We start from the raw sequence: 16,920 nt of genomic DNA on the forward strand, positions 1-16,920 counted from the left end.
GAAACTGCTCTTAGCATCTTTCAGCCTCAGCAGAACAGCCCCAATTTGTGCCATGACCCCTGTCTCCATCCCTGATTATCTTAAACGCGCTCTACCGGCGGCCATTGCCACGGCGATCGCCACCGTGGGTGTCCTTGCGCTGCGAGTGGGTGGCCTGCTGGAACCGTTGGAATTAAGAGTCTATGACCAATGGCTGCGCTGGCGATCGACACCGGCCACGTCCCAGCGACTGCTGATTGTTGAGATTACCGAGGCTGATATTCAAACCCTCAAGCAGTACCCAATTCCTGACGAAGTGCTCATTCAGGCCGTCAACGAATTGCAGGAGTACCAACCCAAGGTCATTGGCATTGACATTTTTCGCGATTTTCCGGTGTCCGATCGCTTCAAGCCGCCAACCGATGTGCTGCCCTCCCTCGGACGGGTGATGATGACCCAGCCCAACACCGTTATTGTCTGTAAAGTGGGGGGCGAAACGGATGCCGGAATTGCCCCTCCCGCTGGACTGCTCAATGATCAGGTGGGATTTGCGGACATTCCCATTGATGAGGATGGCGTGGTGCGGCGGGCGATTTTGGCAACTCAACCCGAAGCCAGCGATCGCTGCTCCACCCCTCAATCCTTTGCCCTTGCCTTGGCGCGTGTTTTTCTGGGGACTCATCCCCAAGCTGTGACTGAGAACCGCCTTGACTTAGGAACGGCTCGCTTTCAGGCCTTAACCAGCAACTGGGGGGGCTACAACAACCTAGATGCCGCGGGGTTTCAAATCCTCATCAACTATGCCCACCCAACCCAGCCCTATGAAACCGTCACCCTGAGCGAGGTGCTGACAGGTCAAGTGCTGCCCTCCAAGGTGCGCGATCGCGCCGTCCTCATTGGCCTCACTGGCAGTAGTAGTAACGATAAGTTTTTGATTCCGATTACCCTGCCGGGGCAAACCAACCGCCTCACCCCCGGTGTTGTGGTTCAAGCAGCGATCCTTGAAGATTTGCTAGCAGCGGCTCTGGATAACCGTTTTCCAATTGGTACATGGCCACAGGAGGCGATCTCCCTTTGGATTCTGGCTTGGTCTGGCCTTGGTGCCCTGATCATCGCCAAGGGACAGCGCTGGGTGATCGTGCCGCTGTTGGTTGCTGGGGGACTGGGTCTCAGTGGCCTGACATTCCTCCTCTTTTTACAGGGGAGTTGGCTTCCGCTGGTGGCACCTCTGGTTGGCTTTGGCAGTGCGGCGGTTTTGATGCTGGGCTATCGTGCCTTCAGTCCTGGAGAATCCACCCCTACCCCCTCTACACCGACGGCTGTCCCCAGTGGCCGCTCAGCAACTCCCTTGGAGTTCATGACTGAAGGCATCAGTCAATCAACCACACCTGAATCAGCCCCCATTCTGGAAATCCCTGAAACCTCGCCAACAGAAGTCTCTCGCCTAGAGACGGATGCCAATGCAACGGTGCTGCAACCGGAAACAGCAATTTCCTTTACCCCCATCGAACCCACCCCACCCCCTGGAGATAAACCCCACACCGCACCTACCCTCCTCACCTCCGTCGTTGATCAAATTCCCCCCACAGAGATCCGCGAGACACCACCACAATCCATCACTGAGAGGGAAACCTTCTTAGTGGTTCACCCTGAGGACGCTGCCACTGCCGCCACCGAATTGCCAGAAACTCCCACAACTGCTCCTGAACCTACCCATGTTGAGCTTCCTGAAACCCAGAGGGTGGTTCCTACCCCGCAGCCAACAGTTCCCTCAGAGATCCCCTCGACACTGCGCCCTGACTTACCCGAAACGCAACTCACCCTACCTGAGCCACTAACTACCCCAGAACTGACCTCGACGCCCTCAACCCAATTTGCAACCAGTGTGGACTTGCCTGAAACCCAACTATCAGTACCTGAGACCGTGAGTCTAGCAGAAGTCACCTCAACTCCCGATGGGGACACTCCTGAAACACCACTGAACATCACCTCAACTCCACCCACCCAATTTACAACCAGCGCAGATTTGCCCGAAACCCAATTGTCAATCCCAGCCACCCCCAAGGGAGACCTACCAGCAACCCAGCCATCCAACCCTGACCCCTTAACCGCGGCGCCTGTGGATGCCACCCAGCGGCCAGAGGTGATTCCCACCACGACAGTCCCCTCGCCGCCCCCCCCAACCACAGAGACACAAACACCGAGCGGCACCCAACCCAAAACCACCGTCATTTCTGACATCAGCGAAGAAGCCAGTGAACCCTTACCACAAACTGTGGGGGGACGCTACCGTGTCCTGAGTCAACTAGGCGAAGGGGGATTTGGGCGCACGTTCTTGGCTGCGGATTTACACCTGCCGGATCATCCGATCTGCGTGGTCAAGCAGTTGGTGCCCTCCCGCAAGGATGAACGTTTTTTGGCCATTGCCCGTCGCCTCTTTCAGCGGGAAGCAGAAACCTTAGCCCAATTGGGTCAACACGAGCGTATCCCTCGATTACTCGCTTACTTTGAAGAGGGGGGATATTTCTATCTCACCCAAGAGTATGTGGATGGGGAATCCCTCAAGGAGGAGTTTGCAAAGAAAATTACCCTCTCCCAAGCCGAAGCCCTCACCATTCTCAAGAGTATTCTGGAAATTTTGCAGTATGTGCATCAGTTTGGGGTGGTGCATCGCGACATTAAGCCTGCCAATATCATGCGCCGCCGCAGTGATCAACAACTGTTTTTGATTGACTTTGGGGCGGTACGCCATGTCCAGCCCGAGGATTTGCTCCAGCACGGCAAATATACGATCTCCATTGGTACCCGTGGCTATGCCCCTAGCGAGCAAATGGCAGGACGACCGGTGATTGCCAGTGATATTTACTCTTTGGGCATGGTTATTGTTGAAGGTCTGACGGGACTCGCCCCGATGGATTTGCCCTCTGATCGCAACACGGGTGATATGATTTGGCAGCCGGGACGGCATCTTTCGCCGCAGTTTGTTGCCATTATCAATAAAATGATCAAGTATAACTTTCGCGATCGCTACCAGAGTGCTGCAGAAGTGCTCACCGATTTGGCCAAGGCTGGACTTTAGGCCTATAGACCCAAGTTTTAGCGCTGTAGAGGGGGCTTGCAGTTCTTAGTTTATGCGGCTCAATCGTTGTGAAAAAAGGCTGTATGATAGATAGTACCGTTTCCTTTTTTTAACATTAGACACTTTGGAGGCATCGCAACGTGGCTGGAACGACAGGAGAACGACCATTTTCCGACATTATTACCAGTGTCCGTTATTGGGTGATTCATAGCATCACCATTCCGGCGTTGTTCATTGCTGGCTGGCTCTTTGTCAGCACCGGTTTGGCCTATGATGTGTTTGGCACACCACGCCCCGATAGCTACTATGCTCAGGAACAGCGGTCGATTCCTCTGGTGACCGATCGCTTTCAAGCTAAACAACAAGTTGAAACCTTCTTAGAACAGGTGAAGTAGGATTGCCATGACCAGTAATACCCCCAATCAAGAACCCGTTTCTTACCCAATTTTTACGGTCCGCTGGTTGGCCGTTCACACCCTTGCTGTGCCCACGATTTTCTTCCTCGGGGCGATCGCGGCAATGCAGTTTATCCAACGTTAGGAAGGTGCAGCCATGGAACCGAATCCCAACCGTCAGCCGGTCGAACTGAATCGCACATCCCTGTACCTAGGGTTGCTGCTGATCTTCGTCCTTGCGTTGCTCTTTTCAAGCTACTTCTTTAACTAAATTTCTTCTCTATAACTGAATCTGCTTAGGAGGAATTGATCATGTTGTCTGAAGGCGGACGCATTCCCCTCTGGGTTGTGGCCACGGTGGCCGGCATGGGAGTGATTGTCATTGTCGGGCTGTTTTTCTACGGTGCCTACGCTGGTCTTGGCTCCTCTCTCTAGAGATTGGGGTCTTGGCGCGTACGCAATTGTAGCCAGATCAGTCCAAAGGTGACTCCCAAAAGAACCGTTGCTGCCGCAGCGGCATAGCCAAAGTCAAATAACGCGAAGGCCTGTTGGTAAATATAAAATACCAGCAGGTTTGTTGTATCTAAGGGGCCGCCACCGGTCACCACATAGACCTGTTCAAAACTGCGCAATGTGAAAATCGTTGTTGTGACAAACACCAAAATTAAGGTGGGTCGCAACCCCGGCAGCGTAATGTAGCGAAACTGTTGCCAAGCATTGGCACCATCGAGAAGTGCCGCCTCATAGCGATCGCGGGGAATCGTTTGCAACCCCGCTAAAAAGACCACTAAATTAAACCCCAATTGCTTCCAGCTACTGAGCAAAATCAGCACTGGCATTGCCCAGGTGGGATCACTCAGCCAAGCAATCGGTTGTCCCCCCAAGGTTTGCACCAGTTGATTCACCGGGCCATCGGTTTGAAACAGCCAACGAAACCCTAAACCCGCCGCCACAATCGAGGTCATTGTTGGTAAAAAGTAGGCCGTGCGCAGCAGATCCCGTCCCCTGATCCCTTGGTTGAGACCCACCGCCAAGAGTAAGGGCAGCACAATCGTCGGTAGCACCGTTGCCCCTGTGAAATAGAGGGTATTGCCAATCACTTGCCAAAAGTCTGGACTCAGGAGCAATTGCTGATAATTTTGCAGGCCAACCCAACGCACCCCTTCTTGACTAAAACTCCCCGTCGTAAAACTAAGATAGACAAGGTACAAAATCGGCAAAAAAACAAAAATTGTCAGAAACAAAAGTGCAGGTAAAAGGAATAACCAAGCGACCCCTATCGGTGACAAAAAAACATCCCCCAATCGTGGGAATTGCGATCGCGCCATTGGCAAAGCTGATGACCTCAAAATTCATCTTTCTATAAATTCAATCCTAGGGTAGTGGCTCCCAAAATTGGAAATGATAAGATCAAAGTCAAAATGCACGCCATCTTGGGGAGATGCTGTGATTCACACTGCGCCATTGCCCACGACTACCCCCTCTCACATTTCTGATCATAGTCGTCTAAAGCTGTTTTCGGGTTCTGCCAACACTGCCCTTGCTCAGGAAATTGCCCGCTACCTCGGTATTGATCTCGGCCCAATGGTGCGCAAGCGATTTGCTGATGGCGAGCTGTACGTGCAGATTCAAGAATCCATTCGCGGTTGTGATGTCTATCTGATCCAGCCCTGTTGCCGACCCGTCAATGACCACCTGATGGAACTGCTGATCATGGTGGATGCCTGCCGCCGCGCTTCAGCCCGCCAAGTGACTGCGGTGATTCCCTACTATGGCTATGCCCGTGCCGATCGCAAGACCGCTGGCCGCGAGTCCATTACCGCCAAACTAGTAGCCAACCTGATTACGCAAGCGGGAGCGAGTCGCGTTTTGGCCATGGATCTGCACTCAGCGCAAATTCAAGGCTACTTTGACATTCCCGTGGATCATGTCTATGGTTCACCCGTACTCCTTGACTACCTGCGCAGCAAAAATCTTGAGGATATTGTGGTGGTGTCCCCCGACGTGGGTGGGGTGGCTCGTGCCCGTGCCTTTGCCAATAAGCTTGATGATGCGCCCCTCGCCATTATTGATAAACGACGCCAAGCCCACAATGTGGCCGAAGTGATGAACGTGGTGGGGGATGTTAAGGGCAAGACAGCGGTGCTCGTGGATGACATGATTGATACAGCCGGCACGATTTTAGAAGGAGCACGGTTACTGCGGCGGGAAGGTGCCAAGGAAGTCTATGCCTGTGCCACCCATGCGGTTTTTTCACCGCCAGCGATTGAGCGACTCCAAGGGGGCGATTTTGAAGAGGTGATTGTCACCAACACGATTCCTGTACCGGAGACGCAACGTTTTCCCCAACTCACGGTGCTGTCGGTGGCGAGTATTCTCGGCGAAACCATTTGGCGCATCCATGAAGATAGCTCTGTGAGCAGTATGTTCCGCTAAAACCGCTAAAATAGGTGTTCTTAGTCGCCTAGGAGGATTGCAGGCATGGGGCGAATTGCCTTACTCAGCACCAGCAATAAGCAGGGACTGGTGGCGTTGGCTACGGCCTTGGTGCAGGAGTTTGGCTTTACGCTCCTGAGTAGTGGTGGCACCGCAAAGACCTTACAGGCAGCGGGGATTCCCGTGACAACGGTCTCGGAGTACACAGGGGCACCGGAAATCCTTGGTGGGCGGGTCAAGACCCTGCATCCCAAAATTCACGGCGGTATTTTGGCACGGCGCGATCGCCCCGAAGACGAGGCTGATCTGCAAGCCCAAGGGATTAATCCGATTGATCTGGTGGTTGTCAATCTCTATCCCTTTGCCGAAACAATTGCCCAGCCCAACGTGACTCTTGCCCAGGCGATCGAGCAAATTGATATTGGTGGGCCGACGCTGATTCGCGCTGCTGCCAAAAACCATGCCCATGTGACAGTATTGGTGGATCCCAGCCAGTATGAAACTTACCTTCAGGAATTACGATTACACGGGGAAGCTCAACCTGCTTTTCGCCTTGCCTGTGCCCAGCGGGCGTTTGCGCTGACGGCCAGTTACGATCAGGCGATCGCCGAGTATCTCCAAGAAATCACGTCCCTTGGTACTGAACCAGAAATTCTGCCGCCGGTCTTCCACCTAACGGGGCAGCAAAAACAAGTCCTGCGCTATGGCGAAAATCCCCATCAACGGGCTGCTTGGTACATGAGTGGGGCACACCCCAGTGGTTGGGCAGCCGCCGACCTGCTTCAGGGCAAAGAACTTAGCTACAACAACCTGCTGGATCTAGAAGCGGCACGGGCGGTGATCAGTGAATTTTTAGGGGAGGGTGCCCCCACTGCCGTCATTATCAAACACACGAATCCCTGTGGCGTGGCTGAGGGCAAAACCCTTGTGGAGGCCTACGAGCGCGCCTTTGCAGCCGATAGTGTCTCTGCCTTTGGCGGCATTGTTGCCCTGAATCGCCCCTTGGATGTGGCTACCGCTGAAGCCCTGACCCGTACCTTTTTAGAGTGTGTGGTGGCACCTGCCTGTGAAGAAGCGGCACTACCGATCCTGAAAACCAAGCCCAAGATGCGGGTTCTCACCTTACCTGAGTTGCAGACGGCTCCCACCACGGCGATTCAAACCATTGCTGGCGGCTTTCTTGTCCAAGATATTCACCCCGCTCCCATTGATCCAGAGGCGTGGCAAGTGGTCACCGCCACCGCCCCTCGTCCAGAGTTGATGGCGGAACTGATCTTTGCCTGGAAAGTGGTGAAACACGTTAAGTCCAATGCCATTGTGGTCAGTCGCGATCGCCAGACCCGCGGCATTGGCGCCGGTCAAATGAATCGGGTGGCTGCTGTACACATTGCCCTCAGGGAGGCCGGTGAGGCTGCCCGCGGCGCTGTGCTGGCCAGTGATGGCTTTTTCCCCTTTGCCGATTCCGTGCAAGCCGCTGCCCTTGCTGGTATTGCCGCCATTATTCAACCGGGGGGCAGTTTGCGGGATAATGAGTCTATCCAAGCAGCCAATGAAGCGGGAATTGCCATGGTCTTTACCAACCGGCGACACTTCCGCCACTAGGAAATAGCGATGGCGGTGCGACTCGGCATTATCAGTGATCCCCACATCGCCCTGCCGGAGACAATTCCGACAGATTATCCCCCCATTTTTCTCTACGAAGTCAGTATCCCTGCCTTTGAAGCTGCCGTTGCCCATCTCCTAGAGTTAGGCATTGACGCCCTATTGATTCCCGGTGACCTGACGCGGGATGGCGAAATCCTTAACCATCGCTGGCTTAGCACCTATCTGCAAACCCTGCCCATTCCCTGCTATGTGATTCCGGGGAATCACGATGTGCCTCTGCCGCTAGGAGATCACAAGCGTATTGGCTGGGCTGACTTTCCCCAGTGGTATCCCCATGCGGGCTATGGCAAGGGCGCCAAGCATTACTATCAAGCTCTGCTCGCAGACAACCTGCAACTGATTGCCCTGAATTCCAACCAATTTAGTCCAACGGGTCAGCAGATGGGGGCTGTCGATCAAGGACAACTGGCATGGTTGGCGGCTCTATTGGCAAAACCTTTTGCCGGACTGCGCCTTGTAATGATTCACCACAATGTCCTTGAGCATTGGCCACAACAGAGCCAAAGTCCGATGGGGCAGCGCTACCTCTTGGAGAATCGAGCGGAACTCCTCAACCTCCTGCGATCGGCGGGGGTGACCTTGGTCTTAACCGGACATCTCCATGTCCAAGATATTGCCTATGAGCAGGGGCTGTTTGATCTAACGACGGGTTCCCTCGTCAGCTATCCCCATCCCTATCGCCGGCTCATTTTGCAGCAACATCCCCAAGGGGGCTGGCAAGTGGATGTGGAATCCTACCGCATTGAATCCCTGAAGACCTATCCCACCTTGAGTGACCTCTCTCGCCAATGGATGCTGCAGCGGGGTGCGGGGTTTATGGTGCGCTTTCTCACCTTACCGCCCTTTAATTTATCGGAAACTGAGGCCCAGCCCCTCGCCCAAGCCCTATCGTCCCTCTGGCCAGAAATTGCCCAAGGAGATACCCAAGTCACACTACCGACCCTACCCGAACCCTTGGCCGCCTACTTTGCCCAGTTTAACCACAGAGCACCAGCGGAGTATCCCCAGCTGCGGGACAACAATACGGTCTTTGTCATTTAGCACCTCGCAATTCCCTTGGTTGGGATGGTAGAGTCCCAAAACCTGCTCTAATAGGGGGTTGAGGCACGAATTGGACGCAAAGTAGTGACGTTTGGTCAGTGGATTGGCTTGCTGGTACTGGGGGTATGTCTCTACATCCTCTGGGAAATTCGCCAAGTGTTACTCTTGGTCTTTTTGGCGGTGGTCTTGGCAACGGCACTCAACTGGCTGCAACTGCGACTCCAGAGCTGGGGACTACAACGAGGCCGGGCGATCGCCATCAGTATTAGCTTGACTTTCCTGATCATCTTTGGTTTCTTTTGGATGATCATTCCCCCCTTTTTGCAGGAAGCACAGCAACTGGGTGTATTGATTCCCAAGGGGTTAGGACGGGTGGAAGCATGGCTGGATGAGATGGCTTACCTTTTGCCAAGTAGCGGCTTTGATGATACCCCTTTCATTAATCGGCTGATTACCCAGTTAGAGCCATTCCTTGAGCAAATCTTTAATAACTTCCTTGCCCTCTTTTCCAATACACTGGCGGTCCTACTAAATACGCTGTTGGTCTTGGTGCTGACGGTGATGCTAGTGATTGATCCTCAGCCCTACCGTCGGGGATTCATTCGCCTCTTTCCAGCGTTTTATCGGTCTCGCATTGACACGATTCTCACCGAAAGTGAACAGGCGCTCTTGGCATGGCTGGCGGGCACAGGCTTGAATATGCTGGTCATTGGTGTGGTCAGTGGCATTGCTCTTGCGCTACTGGGGGTGCGATTGGTCTTGGCCAATGCTTTCTTGGCCGGTCTGCTGGAGGCGATTCCCAATATTGGCCCTGCCCTGAGTGTGATTCCGCCGATGATCATTGCTTTTATTGACAATCCGTGGCGGGCGGTGGCCGTTCTCATTGCCTACATTGTGATTCAACAGTTGGAGCAATACCTGCTGGTGCCTGTCGTCATGGCCAAACAGGTGGCTCTACTGCCCGCGGTGACGCTGGTTTCACAAATTATTTTTGCCATTTTCTTTGGCTTTCTGGGCTTACTGCTGGCACTGCCTCTGGTGATTGTGGGTCAAATTTGGTTTACAGAAATTGTGCTCAAGGACATTCTCGATCGCTGGCAGCCCAGCCCGCCACCTGCAGGGTCAAATCCACCAATTTTGCCGCTGCCCCCGCCGCCCCCACCTGCTGCCGCAAATCCTGCTGCATCTGATGCAATTTCTGAGGATGACTCAATAGAGACTTAATCTGATCAGCAACCACCGCCGGCTCAATCGGACCCACCAGTTCTGGTACAATTTCTCTGCCCGCCCAGATATTCGGCCACGCCTTGTAGCCGAGACCCTGTTTCACTAAGTCCCAATCTATCTCTGGCGATCGCCACAACTGCCAAAACCGCCGCCAGCCCAATCCCTTGGCCACCAGTGCCCAAAACACCAATGCCGTCCACTGTCGCCCGATCGCTGGCAAGCCCACCAGCAACCCGGCTAACCCATCCCAAGGGTGTGCCCGCTGTACCCGCAGTTGTTGGGCCGGCAAAAGAACAATCATCGGCACATTCAAGGCGGCCAGTTCAGCGGTATTGGCGCCAACGGTTGTCACACAGAGGGCAACCTGCCGCAGCAGGGGATAGTTGGGTAACTGCTGCCAGAGATAGACCTTCGTACCCCTCGGCGTTTTCAGATAGGGTAGCCCCTCACTGGGTTGGATGAGTGTCGCCGTCGTGCCCTCAACGTGCTTGAGTTCAGGGTTAAAGCGGGGATCGGCGTAGCAACTGAGGGTCTTGATCGTCAGGGTGGGTGCCACTGGAATCACACACTGAATCGGGGGATGAGCAGCAGCTAAATGGTCGGCGATCGCCAGCGAAAGGGGCACCCCCAGCTTGAGCTTATTGGGCTTGGAACCCACCATCAGACCCACAAGGGGAGCATCGGAAGCAACGCCTAACTGTTGGCGCACATCAGGCAGAGAATCGAGGGCAAGGGCTTGCACATCAGTCATCAGATCCCCCACCACCGCCACCTTGGCTCTTGTTTTGCCCACGGGGAGCGGACGCCGCAACCCAATGCCATCCACCCACCCTTGCCAGCGTGCCTGCCACTCACAATAGAGCACACAGCGATAGCCCAGACGCTTGGCCAACAGCACCGCAAAGAGCTGATCGCCCCCCAAGAAAACCACAACCCCTTCGGCAAACCAATCCCAATTACTACAGGTGGTCTTTGTGCGCATGAGGTGCCAAAACTCTGTGGCCGGCAGCACCCGATCCACCTCCGCATAGCGGCGCGCAATCTCCGCTTCTTGACCACTGGCATGGGGACAGGGAACAATGACCACTGAAACCCGCAGCCCCTCTCTGACCTGTTGCCGCAGCGTTGTTACAAAGGGATACACCCAAGTGGTCAGTTCACCGGGGCCATTGCTGACAACCACAATTTCAAGGGGAGATGTCATGGGTTGTGTTCCCCTTGAATGCAGAATTGGCTGCCGTCAGTCTCCCTAGGACATTTCTTGAATAATGTAGTCAAAGTAGGGTGCCGCCACTTCAGCATCTTCAGTGCTTAGCAGTGCCAAGGAGGCGTCCTTGAGGCAACGAATGGCTTCTGCCATCCCTGTCATCGGCACACCAAGGGAGTTATACATTTCCCGCACCCCAATAATACCCGTGCGCTCAATGGGGTCTTTGTCACCCGCGAGGATGCCATAGGTAATCAGGCGCATGTACCAGCCATAGTCGCGCAGACAGAGGGCACGCTGTTTCTGGCCGTAGGCATTGCCCCCCGGTGAGATGAAGTCAGGCCGCTTCTGCCACAGTTGTTTGCTGGCTTGCTCAACAATGCGTTTCTCATTTTCGGCCAGTGTCGTGGCAATGCGGAGGCGTTGCTCACCCGTTTGGAAAAAGTCACTAATCGTCTGGAGTTCGCCCGTGGTGGGGTAGCGCAATTCATCGTCCGCTTTAAGAAGAACCTGACTAATGACACTCATATTGCTAACACCGCTTAATACATCCCTCATTTTAGAGGACGGCGACCCCTTGTTGACGCCACTCCTGATCAAAATCTCGACGGTTGATAGAGGAATTTAGCGGTGTCGATGGCAAACCACAGCAAGACAGCCCCCTAGAGCCAATCTGCTCCCTTGGTGATAGGATCAATGCGGTTTGCACTGGTTTTCGTCCACCTGTGATTGATCTCAAACAACTGCGAGAAAATCCCCAAGCCTTTGGCGATCGCCTGCGGCGGCGCGGCGGTGACTTTGACCTTGAGCGCATTTTAGAGTTGGATGCGCAGCAGCGACAGCTTGAACAACAGCGATCGCACCTCCAAGCCCGCAGTAACGAAATAGGTGCCCTCGTCGGCAAAAAGATCAAGTCCGGCGTTGCCCCGACGGATGCAGAAATTCAAGCCCTCAAGGCCGAGGCCAACGATCTCAAGCAGCAACTCAGTGATCTTGAACCCCAAGAACGGCAACTTAAGGAAGAATTGGAACGCCTGCTGCTAACGATTCCCAACCCCCCCAGTGAGACCACCCCCATTGGCCGCGATGAAACCGAAAACGTTGAGGTACGCCGCTGGGGTGAGGAGTATAAACCGAGCCAGCCTTGTCAGCCCCACTGGGACATTGCCACTCAATTGGGACTCTGGGATGTGGAGCGATCGGTGAAAGTAGCGCAGAGTCGCTTTGTTACCCTAGTGGGCATGGGGGCTGCCCTTGAGCGAGCCTTGATCCAATTTATGCTTGATACCCACCGCGATCGCGGCTATGTGGAAGTCTTGCCGCCCTTGTTGGTCAATAGTGCCTCGCTGACAGGAACGGGGCAGTTACCCAAATTTGCCGAGGAAAGTTTTCGCTGTGCCGATGATGATCTCTGGCTGATTCCGACAGCGGAAGTGCCGGTGACGAATCTCTACCGCGATGAAATTTTAGCTGCCGATCAATTGCCCATTTACCACTGTGCCTACACCCCCTGTTTTCGCCGTGAAGCGGGCAGTTATGGCAAAGATACACGCGGCCTGATTCGCCTACACCAATTCAACAAAGTGGAGTTGGTCAAGTTTGTTCACCCGGAAACCTCTGCCGCTGAACATGAAGCCCTTGTGGCCGATGCCGAGTTTATTCTCCAAGCCCTGCAGTTGCCCTATCGAGTGATTGAACTGTGTACTGGCGATTTGGGCTTTGGCGCCATGAAGTGCTACGACTTAGAGGTGTGGCTGCCCGCTGCCGGCTGTTACCGCGAAATTTCCAGTTGCTCGAACTTTGGCGATTTCCAAGCGCGGCGTGCCAAGATTCGCTTCAAAGCTGCCAAGCAAAAAGGGACACAGTTTGTCCACACCCTTAATGGCTCTGGCCTAGCCGTTGGACGAACCATGGCAGCTATTCTTGAAAACTACCAACAACCCGATGGGACGGTGCGGGTACCGGCGGTGCTGCAACCTTACTTGAAGTGCAGCTACATTGGCGGGGCAACATCGTGAACACCACCCTCGGGGCGATCGCCCAAGCTTTGGGGTTAGATACAACTCATCCAGATCTGCCAATCACAGGCATTTCCACTGACTCCCGCCAAATCGCAACTGGCAATCTCTTTGTTGCTCTGCGGGGGGAAACCTTTGATGGCCATCAATTTGTCGATCTGGCCGCCGCCGCCGGCGCGATCGCCCTAATTGTCGAGGTGCCGGTGTCTTCTGCTCTGCCACAACTTCAGGTAGCCAATACCCTAGCTGCCTATCAACGCTTGGGACAGTGGTGGCGGCAGCAATGTCCAGCCAAAGTCATTGCCGTCACTGGCTCCGTGGGCAAAACCACCACCAAGGAAATGATTGCCGCTGTCCTGAGTCACTATGGCGCCGTCCTCAAAACCGAAGCCAACTTCAATAACGAGATTGGCGTGCCCAAAACCCTTTTACAACTGGAACCCCACCACCAATTTGCCGTGATTGAAATGGGGATGCGGGCGCGCGGTGAAATTGCCCTTTTGAGCCAGATTGCCCAACCGGATGTTGCCGTGATTACCAATGTGGGTACTGCCCATATTGGCCGCCTCGGTTCCCGCGAAGCCATTGCCCAAGCCAAATGCGAACTGCTTGCCGAAATGCCCCAAGGGGGAACAGCCGTGCTCAATGCCGATAGTCCCCTACTTTTGCCGACAGCGGCGCAGGTCTGGTCAGGGCCCACGATTACCTATGGCCTTGAGGGGGGCACCCTACGGGGAATCTATCAACCGCCCCAAACCCTCCACGTGGATCAACGCACCTACACCGTTCCCCTTGCGGGGGCACACCATGCCTTGAACTTTCTGGCTGCCCTTGGGGTGTTGCAAGCCTTGAACTTAAAGAGCGATCGCCTACCCCGACAGTTGACGATAGAATTGCCCAGTGGTCGGGGCGGTCGCTATCGCCTCGAACCCGATATTTGGCTACTGGATGAAACCTACAATGCGGGTCTGGAATCGATGGTGGCGGCCTTGCAGTTGTTGCGATCGCTCCCCGGTCAGCGGCATCTGGCGGTTCTTGGCCCCATGCGGGAACTGGGGGACTTTGCGATTGCCTTCCATGAGCAGGTGGGAGCCACTGTTGCCCAATTAGACCTCGATGGCCTCTTAATTCTCGATAAAGGCGATGAAGGAGCAGCCCTTGCGCGGGGGGCTGGGCGCGTTCCCAGTCAGCAATTTGCTTCCCATGAAGAATTAATGGAGTACCTATTGCGGGAGTTGCAAGCGGGCGATCGCCTCCTCTTTAAGGCCTCCCATGCCGTTGCCTTGGATCGCGTAGTGAATGAACTGCGGCAGCGCTGGCCAAAACTTCAGGGCGGTTGAGACTTGCCAAGAGTAGTGAACTACGCTACATTAGAAAATCGTCAATATTCCTCAGTAGCTCAGCGGTAGAGCGGTCGGCTGTTAACCGATTGGTCGCTGGTTCGAATCCAGCCTGGGGAGTTTAATAACTTGAGCTACGATAGCGACGGCGGTGCTGCCCATCATCCTCTCCCTTTGGGGTTGGAGCTGTGTCGGCTGCCCTAATTTGGCGATCGTGACCCGCCCTAATAACCACAGGTATCGCCGGAAAGCGAGACTGTGCCACCTGACAAAAGCGGTAGGGATTGGTGACCATCATGCCCATATCTAACAGCAGCAATTGGGACAATGCTAGGCCAGCCGTCTCCATGCCCTCTAGCACAACAAGGATGTCAGCATCAAGGTTTTCCCAGATGACCGTAAGGTTTTGACTGCTGAGGACGTTGTGCCAAATTTCTCCCTGCCGTTGGAGGGCTTGTGTCATGAGTATCGTTGTCATAAATGCCTAAATCCTTCGACGGTTGCGAGGGCGATCGCGATGTTAAAAAGACTTAACACTACAATGACAGGTTGGCGATCGCAGAGATGTTCATAGAGAACAGTCGCGCCAACTCTCCCTAGGGAACGACTACCATTTCCAACAATTCTGCCACACAGGCTCGCCCTGAGCGCCCTGCTGCTGTAATCAAACGATGAGCTAGAACATGGGGCGCCAATTGCTTCACATCATCGGGGAGGACATAGTCACGGCCATTGAGCAAGGCCAAGGCCTGAGCTGTGCGCTGGAGCATCACGGTACCGCGAGGACTCACCCCCAAGGTAATGCGATCGCTCTCGCGGCTCGCCCGCACAAGGGCAAGAATGTACTTTTGCAAGACTGAATCTACCCGCACCTGTAGCACCTGCTGCCGCAACTGTTGGATCTCCGCCAAGCTGAGGCACGGTTCCAGTTGATTGACATCTAAGCCCCCCTGCACCCGTTGCAGCATTTGTAGTTCCTCTTCCTCGGTGGGGTAGCCCAAGCTAAAACACAGGGCAAAGCGATCCAACTGGGCTTCGGGCAGCGGAAAGGTGCCTTGGTATTCCACGGGGTTCTGGGTGGCAATGACAAAAAAGGGCTGGGGCAGGGGGTAGGTGACGCCATCAATGGTGACTTGGTACTCCTCCATGACCTCTAGGAGTGCCGATTGGGTGCGGGGTGTGGCGCGGTTAATTTCATCCGCCAGCAGGATATTGCAGAAGACAGGACCTGGGCGAAACTCAAACTCCGCTGTTTTGGGATTCCAGATATTGGTGCCCGATAAGTCCGTGGGCAGGAGATCGGGTGTGGCCTGGATGCGCTGAAAGGTACCCGCCAGCGATCGCGCCAAGGCCTTGGCCAAGAGGGTTTTTCCCACCCCCGGTACATCCTCCAGCAAAACGTGTCCCCCCGCCAGCAACCCCACTAGCATGAGTTCAATGGCAGCTTTTTTGCCCACCATGACCTGTCCAAGGTTATTGACCAGTCGCTGTAGGGGTTCACGCATAGGAGACCACTCGTTCAAGAAGATCAGCCGCTACTTGGCAATCGGCAGCAATTTGCGCCTGTAGGGCAGCCAAACTGGGAAACCGTACCTCTGGGCGAATAAAGGCCTCTAAATGAAGTGTGATCTCTTGATTGTAAAGATTTCCCTGCCAGTTGAATAGATGCACCTCTGTTGTCACTTGCCGACCCGTCACCGTCGGTCGCATCCCAATATTCACCACCCCCAATTGCTCAGTGGCAAACGCTGCCCCCGTAACGCGGCAAGCATAAACGCCGTGGCGAGGCAATAATTTGTCTGGGGGGAGGGCTAGATTGGCGGTGGGAAATCCCAACTGCCGTCCCAACTGTTCCCCTTGAATCACGGTGCCGGTCAATTGGTAGGGGCGTCCCAAAAGCTCCCGTGCCAAGGCCACATCTCCCTCGGCGAGGGCGGCCCTTACTGCTGAGCTACTGACGCGATCGCTCCCCCGACAATAGGGGGGCACAATATGCACTGGAATACCAAAGGCAGCACAGAGGGTGCGCAAATCCGCCGCCGTCCCCGATCGCCCACGGCCAAAGCCAAAATTAAAACCCACACTCAATACCTTGGCCTGCAACTGCTGTACCAAAATCTGCTCAACAAACTCCAAGGGCGACAGTTGGGCAAGAGCATGGGTAAAGGGCAGGACAATCACCTGCTCAATGCCATAGTGGTTCAAAAGGGCACGTTTTTCCGCCTCTGGGGTCAGCAGCAGGCGCTCTTCTCCCGTAAAAAATGCCTGCGGGTGGGGCGAAAACGTAATCACTGACCGGTAACAGTCGGGAGGCGCTGCTTCAACAAGCGTACGGATAACCTCTTGGTGCCCTCGATGGACACCGTCAAAATTGCCAAGGGCGATCGCCGTAGGAGTTTGCAAGGGTAGGCCGCTATTCAATTGACACAGGAAACATTTTGACACATTTAACCGCGGCGCAACAGTCTGGGAAAGTTTTTATTAAGATTTTCTATTCACGTCATAGAAGAACTTCTCTTGAATCCCCCAAGAG

At 54.6% G+C, this 16,920-nt stretch carries 16 protein-coding genes and 1 tRNA gene; 12 read left to right on the forward strand and 5 right to left on the reverse strand.

All coding sequences use genetic code 11. From position 1 onward, the window contains the following. The first annotated feature begins 52 nt into the window (after positions 1 to 52). The 5 genes from QYC28_RS10035 to QYC28_RS10055 all read left to right on the forward strand — a co-directional run bounded on the left by QYC28_RS10035 (position 53) and on the right by QYC28_RS10055 (position 3,888). On the forward strand, positions 53 to 3,058 hold the full coding sequence (locus tag QYC28_RS10035; RefSeq protein ID WP_302679416.1) for a CHASE2 domain-containing protein: 3,006 nt from the start codon (positions 53 to 55) through the stop codon (positions 3,056 to 3,058). Positions 3,059 to 3,198: 140 nt separating this feature from the next. After that, on the forward strand, positions 3,199 to 3,453 hold the full coding sequence (psbE, locus tag QYC28_RS10040; protein ID WP_149820457.1) for a cytochrome b559 subunit alpha: 255 nt from the start codon (positions 3,199 to 3,201) through the stop codon (positions 3,451 to 3,453). A gap of 7 nt (positions 3,454 to 3,460) precedes the next feature. Then, positions 3,461 to 3,598 carry a cytochrome b559 subunit beta gene (psbF, locus tag QYC28_RS10045; protein WP_099798824.1) on the forward strand — a complete coding sequence of 46 codons (138 nt, stop codon included), beginning with the start codon at positions 3,461 to 3,463 and terminating at the stop codon, positions 3,596 to 3,598. Between the two features lie 12 nt (positions 3,599 to 3,610). Further along, positions 3,611 to 3,724, forward strand: coding sequence for a photosystem II reaction center protein L (locus QYC28_RS10050; protein WP_149820459.1), 114 nt, complete (start codon positions 3,611 to 3,613; stop codon positions 3,722 to 3,724). A 44-nt stretch (positions 3,725 to 3,768) separates the two neighbouring features. Then, positions 3,769 to 3,888, forward strand: coding sequence for a photosystem II reaction center protein J (locus tag QYC28_RS10055; RefSeq protein WP_099798822.1), 120 nt, complete (start codon positions 3,769 to 3,771; stop codon positions 3,886 to 3,888). Here the strand turns inward: QYC28_RS10055 and QYC28_RS10060 are convergent. Then, positions 3,885 to 4,781, reverse strand: a complete 897-nt coding sequence (locus tag QYC28_RS10060; protein WP_149820463.1) for a carbohydrate ABC transporter permease — start codon at positions 4,779 to 4,781, stop codon at positions 3,885 to 3,887. The genes QYC28_RS10055 and QYC28_RS10060 overlap by 4 nt on opposite strands. 73 nt (positions 4,782 to 4,854) lie before the next feature. Between QYC28_RS10060 and QYC28_RS10065 the strand changes: the two genes are divergently transcribed. From QYC28_RS10065 to QYC28_RS10080, 4 genes are all read left to right on the forward strand, one after another. Further along, positions 4,855 to 5,889 carry a ribose-phosphate pyrophosphokinase gene (locus QYC28_RS10065; protein WP_149820465.1) on the forward strand — a complete coding sequence of 345 codons (1,035 nt, stop codon included), beginning with the start codon at positions 4,855 to 4,857 and terminating at the stop codon, positions 5,887 to 5,889. A 45-nt stretch (positions 5,890 to 5,934) separates the two neighbouring features. After that, on the forward strand, positions 5,935 to 7,491 hold the full coding sequence (gene purH, locus QYC28_RS10070; protein ID WP_302679417.1) for a bifunctional phosphoribosylaminoimidazolecarboxamide formyltransferase/IMP cyclohydrolase: 1,557 nt from the start codon (positions 5,935 to 5,937) through the stop codon (positions 7,489 to 7,491). Positions 7,492 to 7,500: 9 nt separating this feature from the next. Beyond that, positions 7,501 to 8,595, forward strand: a complete 1,095-nt coding sequence (locus tag QYC28_RS10075; RefSeq protein ID WP_149820469.1) for a metallophosphoesterase — start codon at positions 7,501 to 7,503, stop codon at positions 8,593 to 8,595. An 84-nt stretch (positions 8,596 to 8,679) separates the two neighbouring features. Continuing rightward, positions 8,680 to 9,819 (forward strand): AI-2E family transporter, encoded by a 1,140-nt coding sequence (locus QYC28_RS10080; RefSeq protein WP_399375139.1) that lies wholly within the window; start codon positions 8,680 to 8,682, stop codon positions 9,817 to 9,819. A 1,252-nt stretch (positions 9,820 to 11,071) separates the two neighbouring features. Here QYC28_RS10080 and apcD read toward each other — a convergent pair. Further along, the gene (apcD, locus tag QYC28_RS10090) at positions 11,072 to 11,557 is read right to left on the reverse strand and encodes an allophycocyanin subunit alpha-B (protein WP_190278062.1); all 486 of its coding nucleotides are present in this window, start codon (positions 11,555 to 11,557) and stop codon (positions 11,072 to 11,074) included. Between the two features lie 197 nt (positions 11,558 to 11,754). On the opposite strand from apcD, the gene serS reads away from it, so the two are divergent. From serS to QYC28_RS10105, 3 genes are all read left to right on the forward strand, one after another. After that, positions 11,755 to 13,047 carry a serine--tRNA ligase gene (gene serS, locus QYC28_RS10095; RefSeq protein ID WP_302679419.1) on the forward strand — a complete coding sequence of 431 codons (1,293 nt, stop codon included), beginning with the start codon at positions 11,755 to 11,757 and terminating at the stop codon, positions 13,045 to 13,047. After that, positions 13,044 to 14,387: a UDP-N-acetylmuramoyl-tripeptide--D-alanyl-D-alanine ligase gene (murF, locus tag QYC28_RS10100; protein WP_226971947.1), complete on the forward strand. Its 1,344-nt coding sequence runs from the start codon at positions 13,044 to 13,046 to the stop codon at positions 14,385 to 14,387. Before serS ends, murF begins: the two co-directional genes overlap by 4 nt. A 48-nt stretch (positions 14,388 to 14,435) precedes the next feature. Further along, positions 14,436 to 14,507, forward strand: a tRNA-Asn gene (locus QYC28_RS10105). 1 nt (position 14,508) lies between these two features. On the opposite strand, the gene QYC28_RS10110 is transcribed toward QYC28_RS10105, so the two are convergent. The 3 genes from QYC28_RS10110 to QYC28_RS10120 all read right to left on the reverse strand — a co-directional run bounded on the left by QYC28_RS10110 (position 14,509) and on the right by QYC28_RS10120 (position 16,790). Then, entirely contained in the window at positions 14,509 to 14,865 is a 357-nt protein-coding gene (locus tag QYC28_RS10110; protein WP_302679420.1) for a hypothetical protein, read from the reverse strand. 118 nt (positions 14,866 to 14,983) lie between these two features. Further along, the gene (locus QYC28_RS10115; protein WP_149820480.1) at positions 14,984 to 15,892 is read right to left on the reverse strand and encodes a MoxR family ATPase; all 909 of its coding nucleotides are present in this window, start codon (positions 15,890 to 15,892) and stop codon (positions 14,984 to 14,986) included. Continuing rightward, the gene (locus QYC28_RS10120; RefSeq protein ID WP_302679421.1) at positions 15,885 to 16,790 is read right to left on the reverse strand and encodes a bifunctional riboflavin kinase/FAD synthetase; all 906 of its coding nucleotides are present in this window, start codon (positions 16,788 to 16,790) and stop codon (positions 15,885 to 15,887) included. Before QYC28_RS10120 ends, QYC28_RS10115 begins: the two co-directional genes overlap by 8 nt. Between the last annotated feature and the right edge of the window lie 130 nt (positions 16,791 to 16,920).

Origin of the sequence: Thermosynechococcus sp. HY596 (assembly GCF_030518715.1) — a bacterium.
Taxonomy (GTDB): domain Bacteria; phylum Cyanobacteriota; class Cyanobacteriia; order Thermosynechococcales; family Thermosynechococcaceae; genus Thermosynechococcus.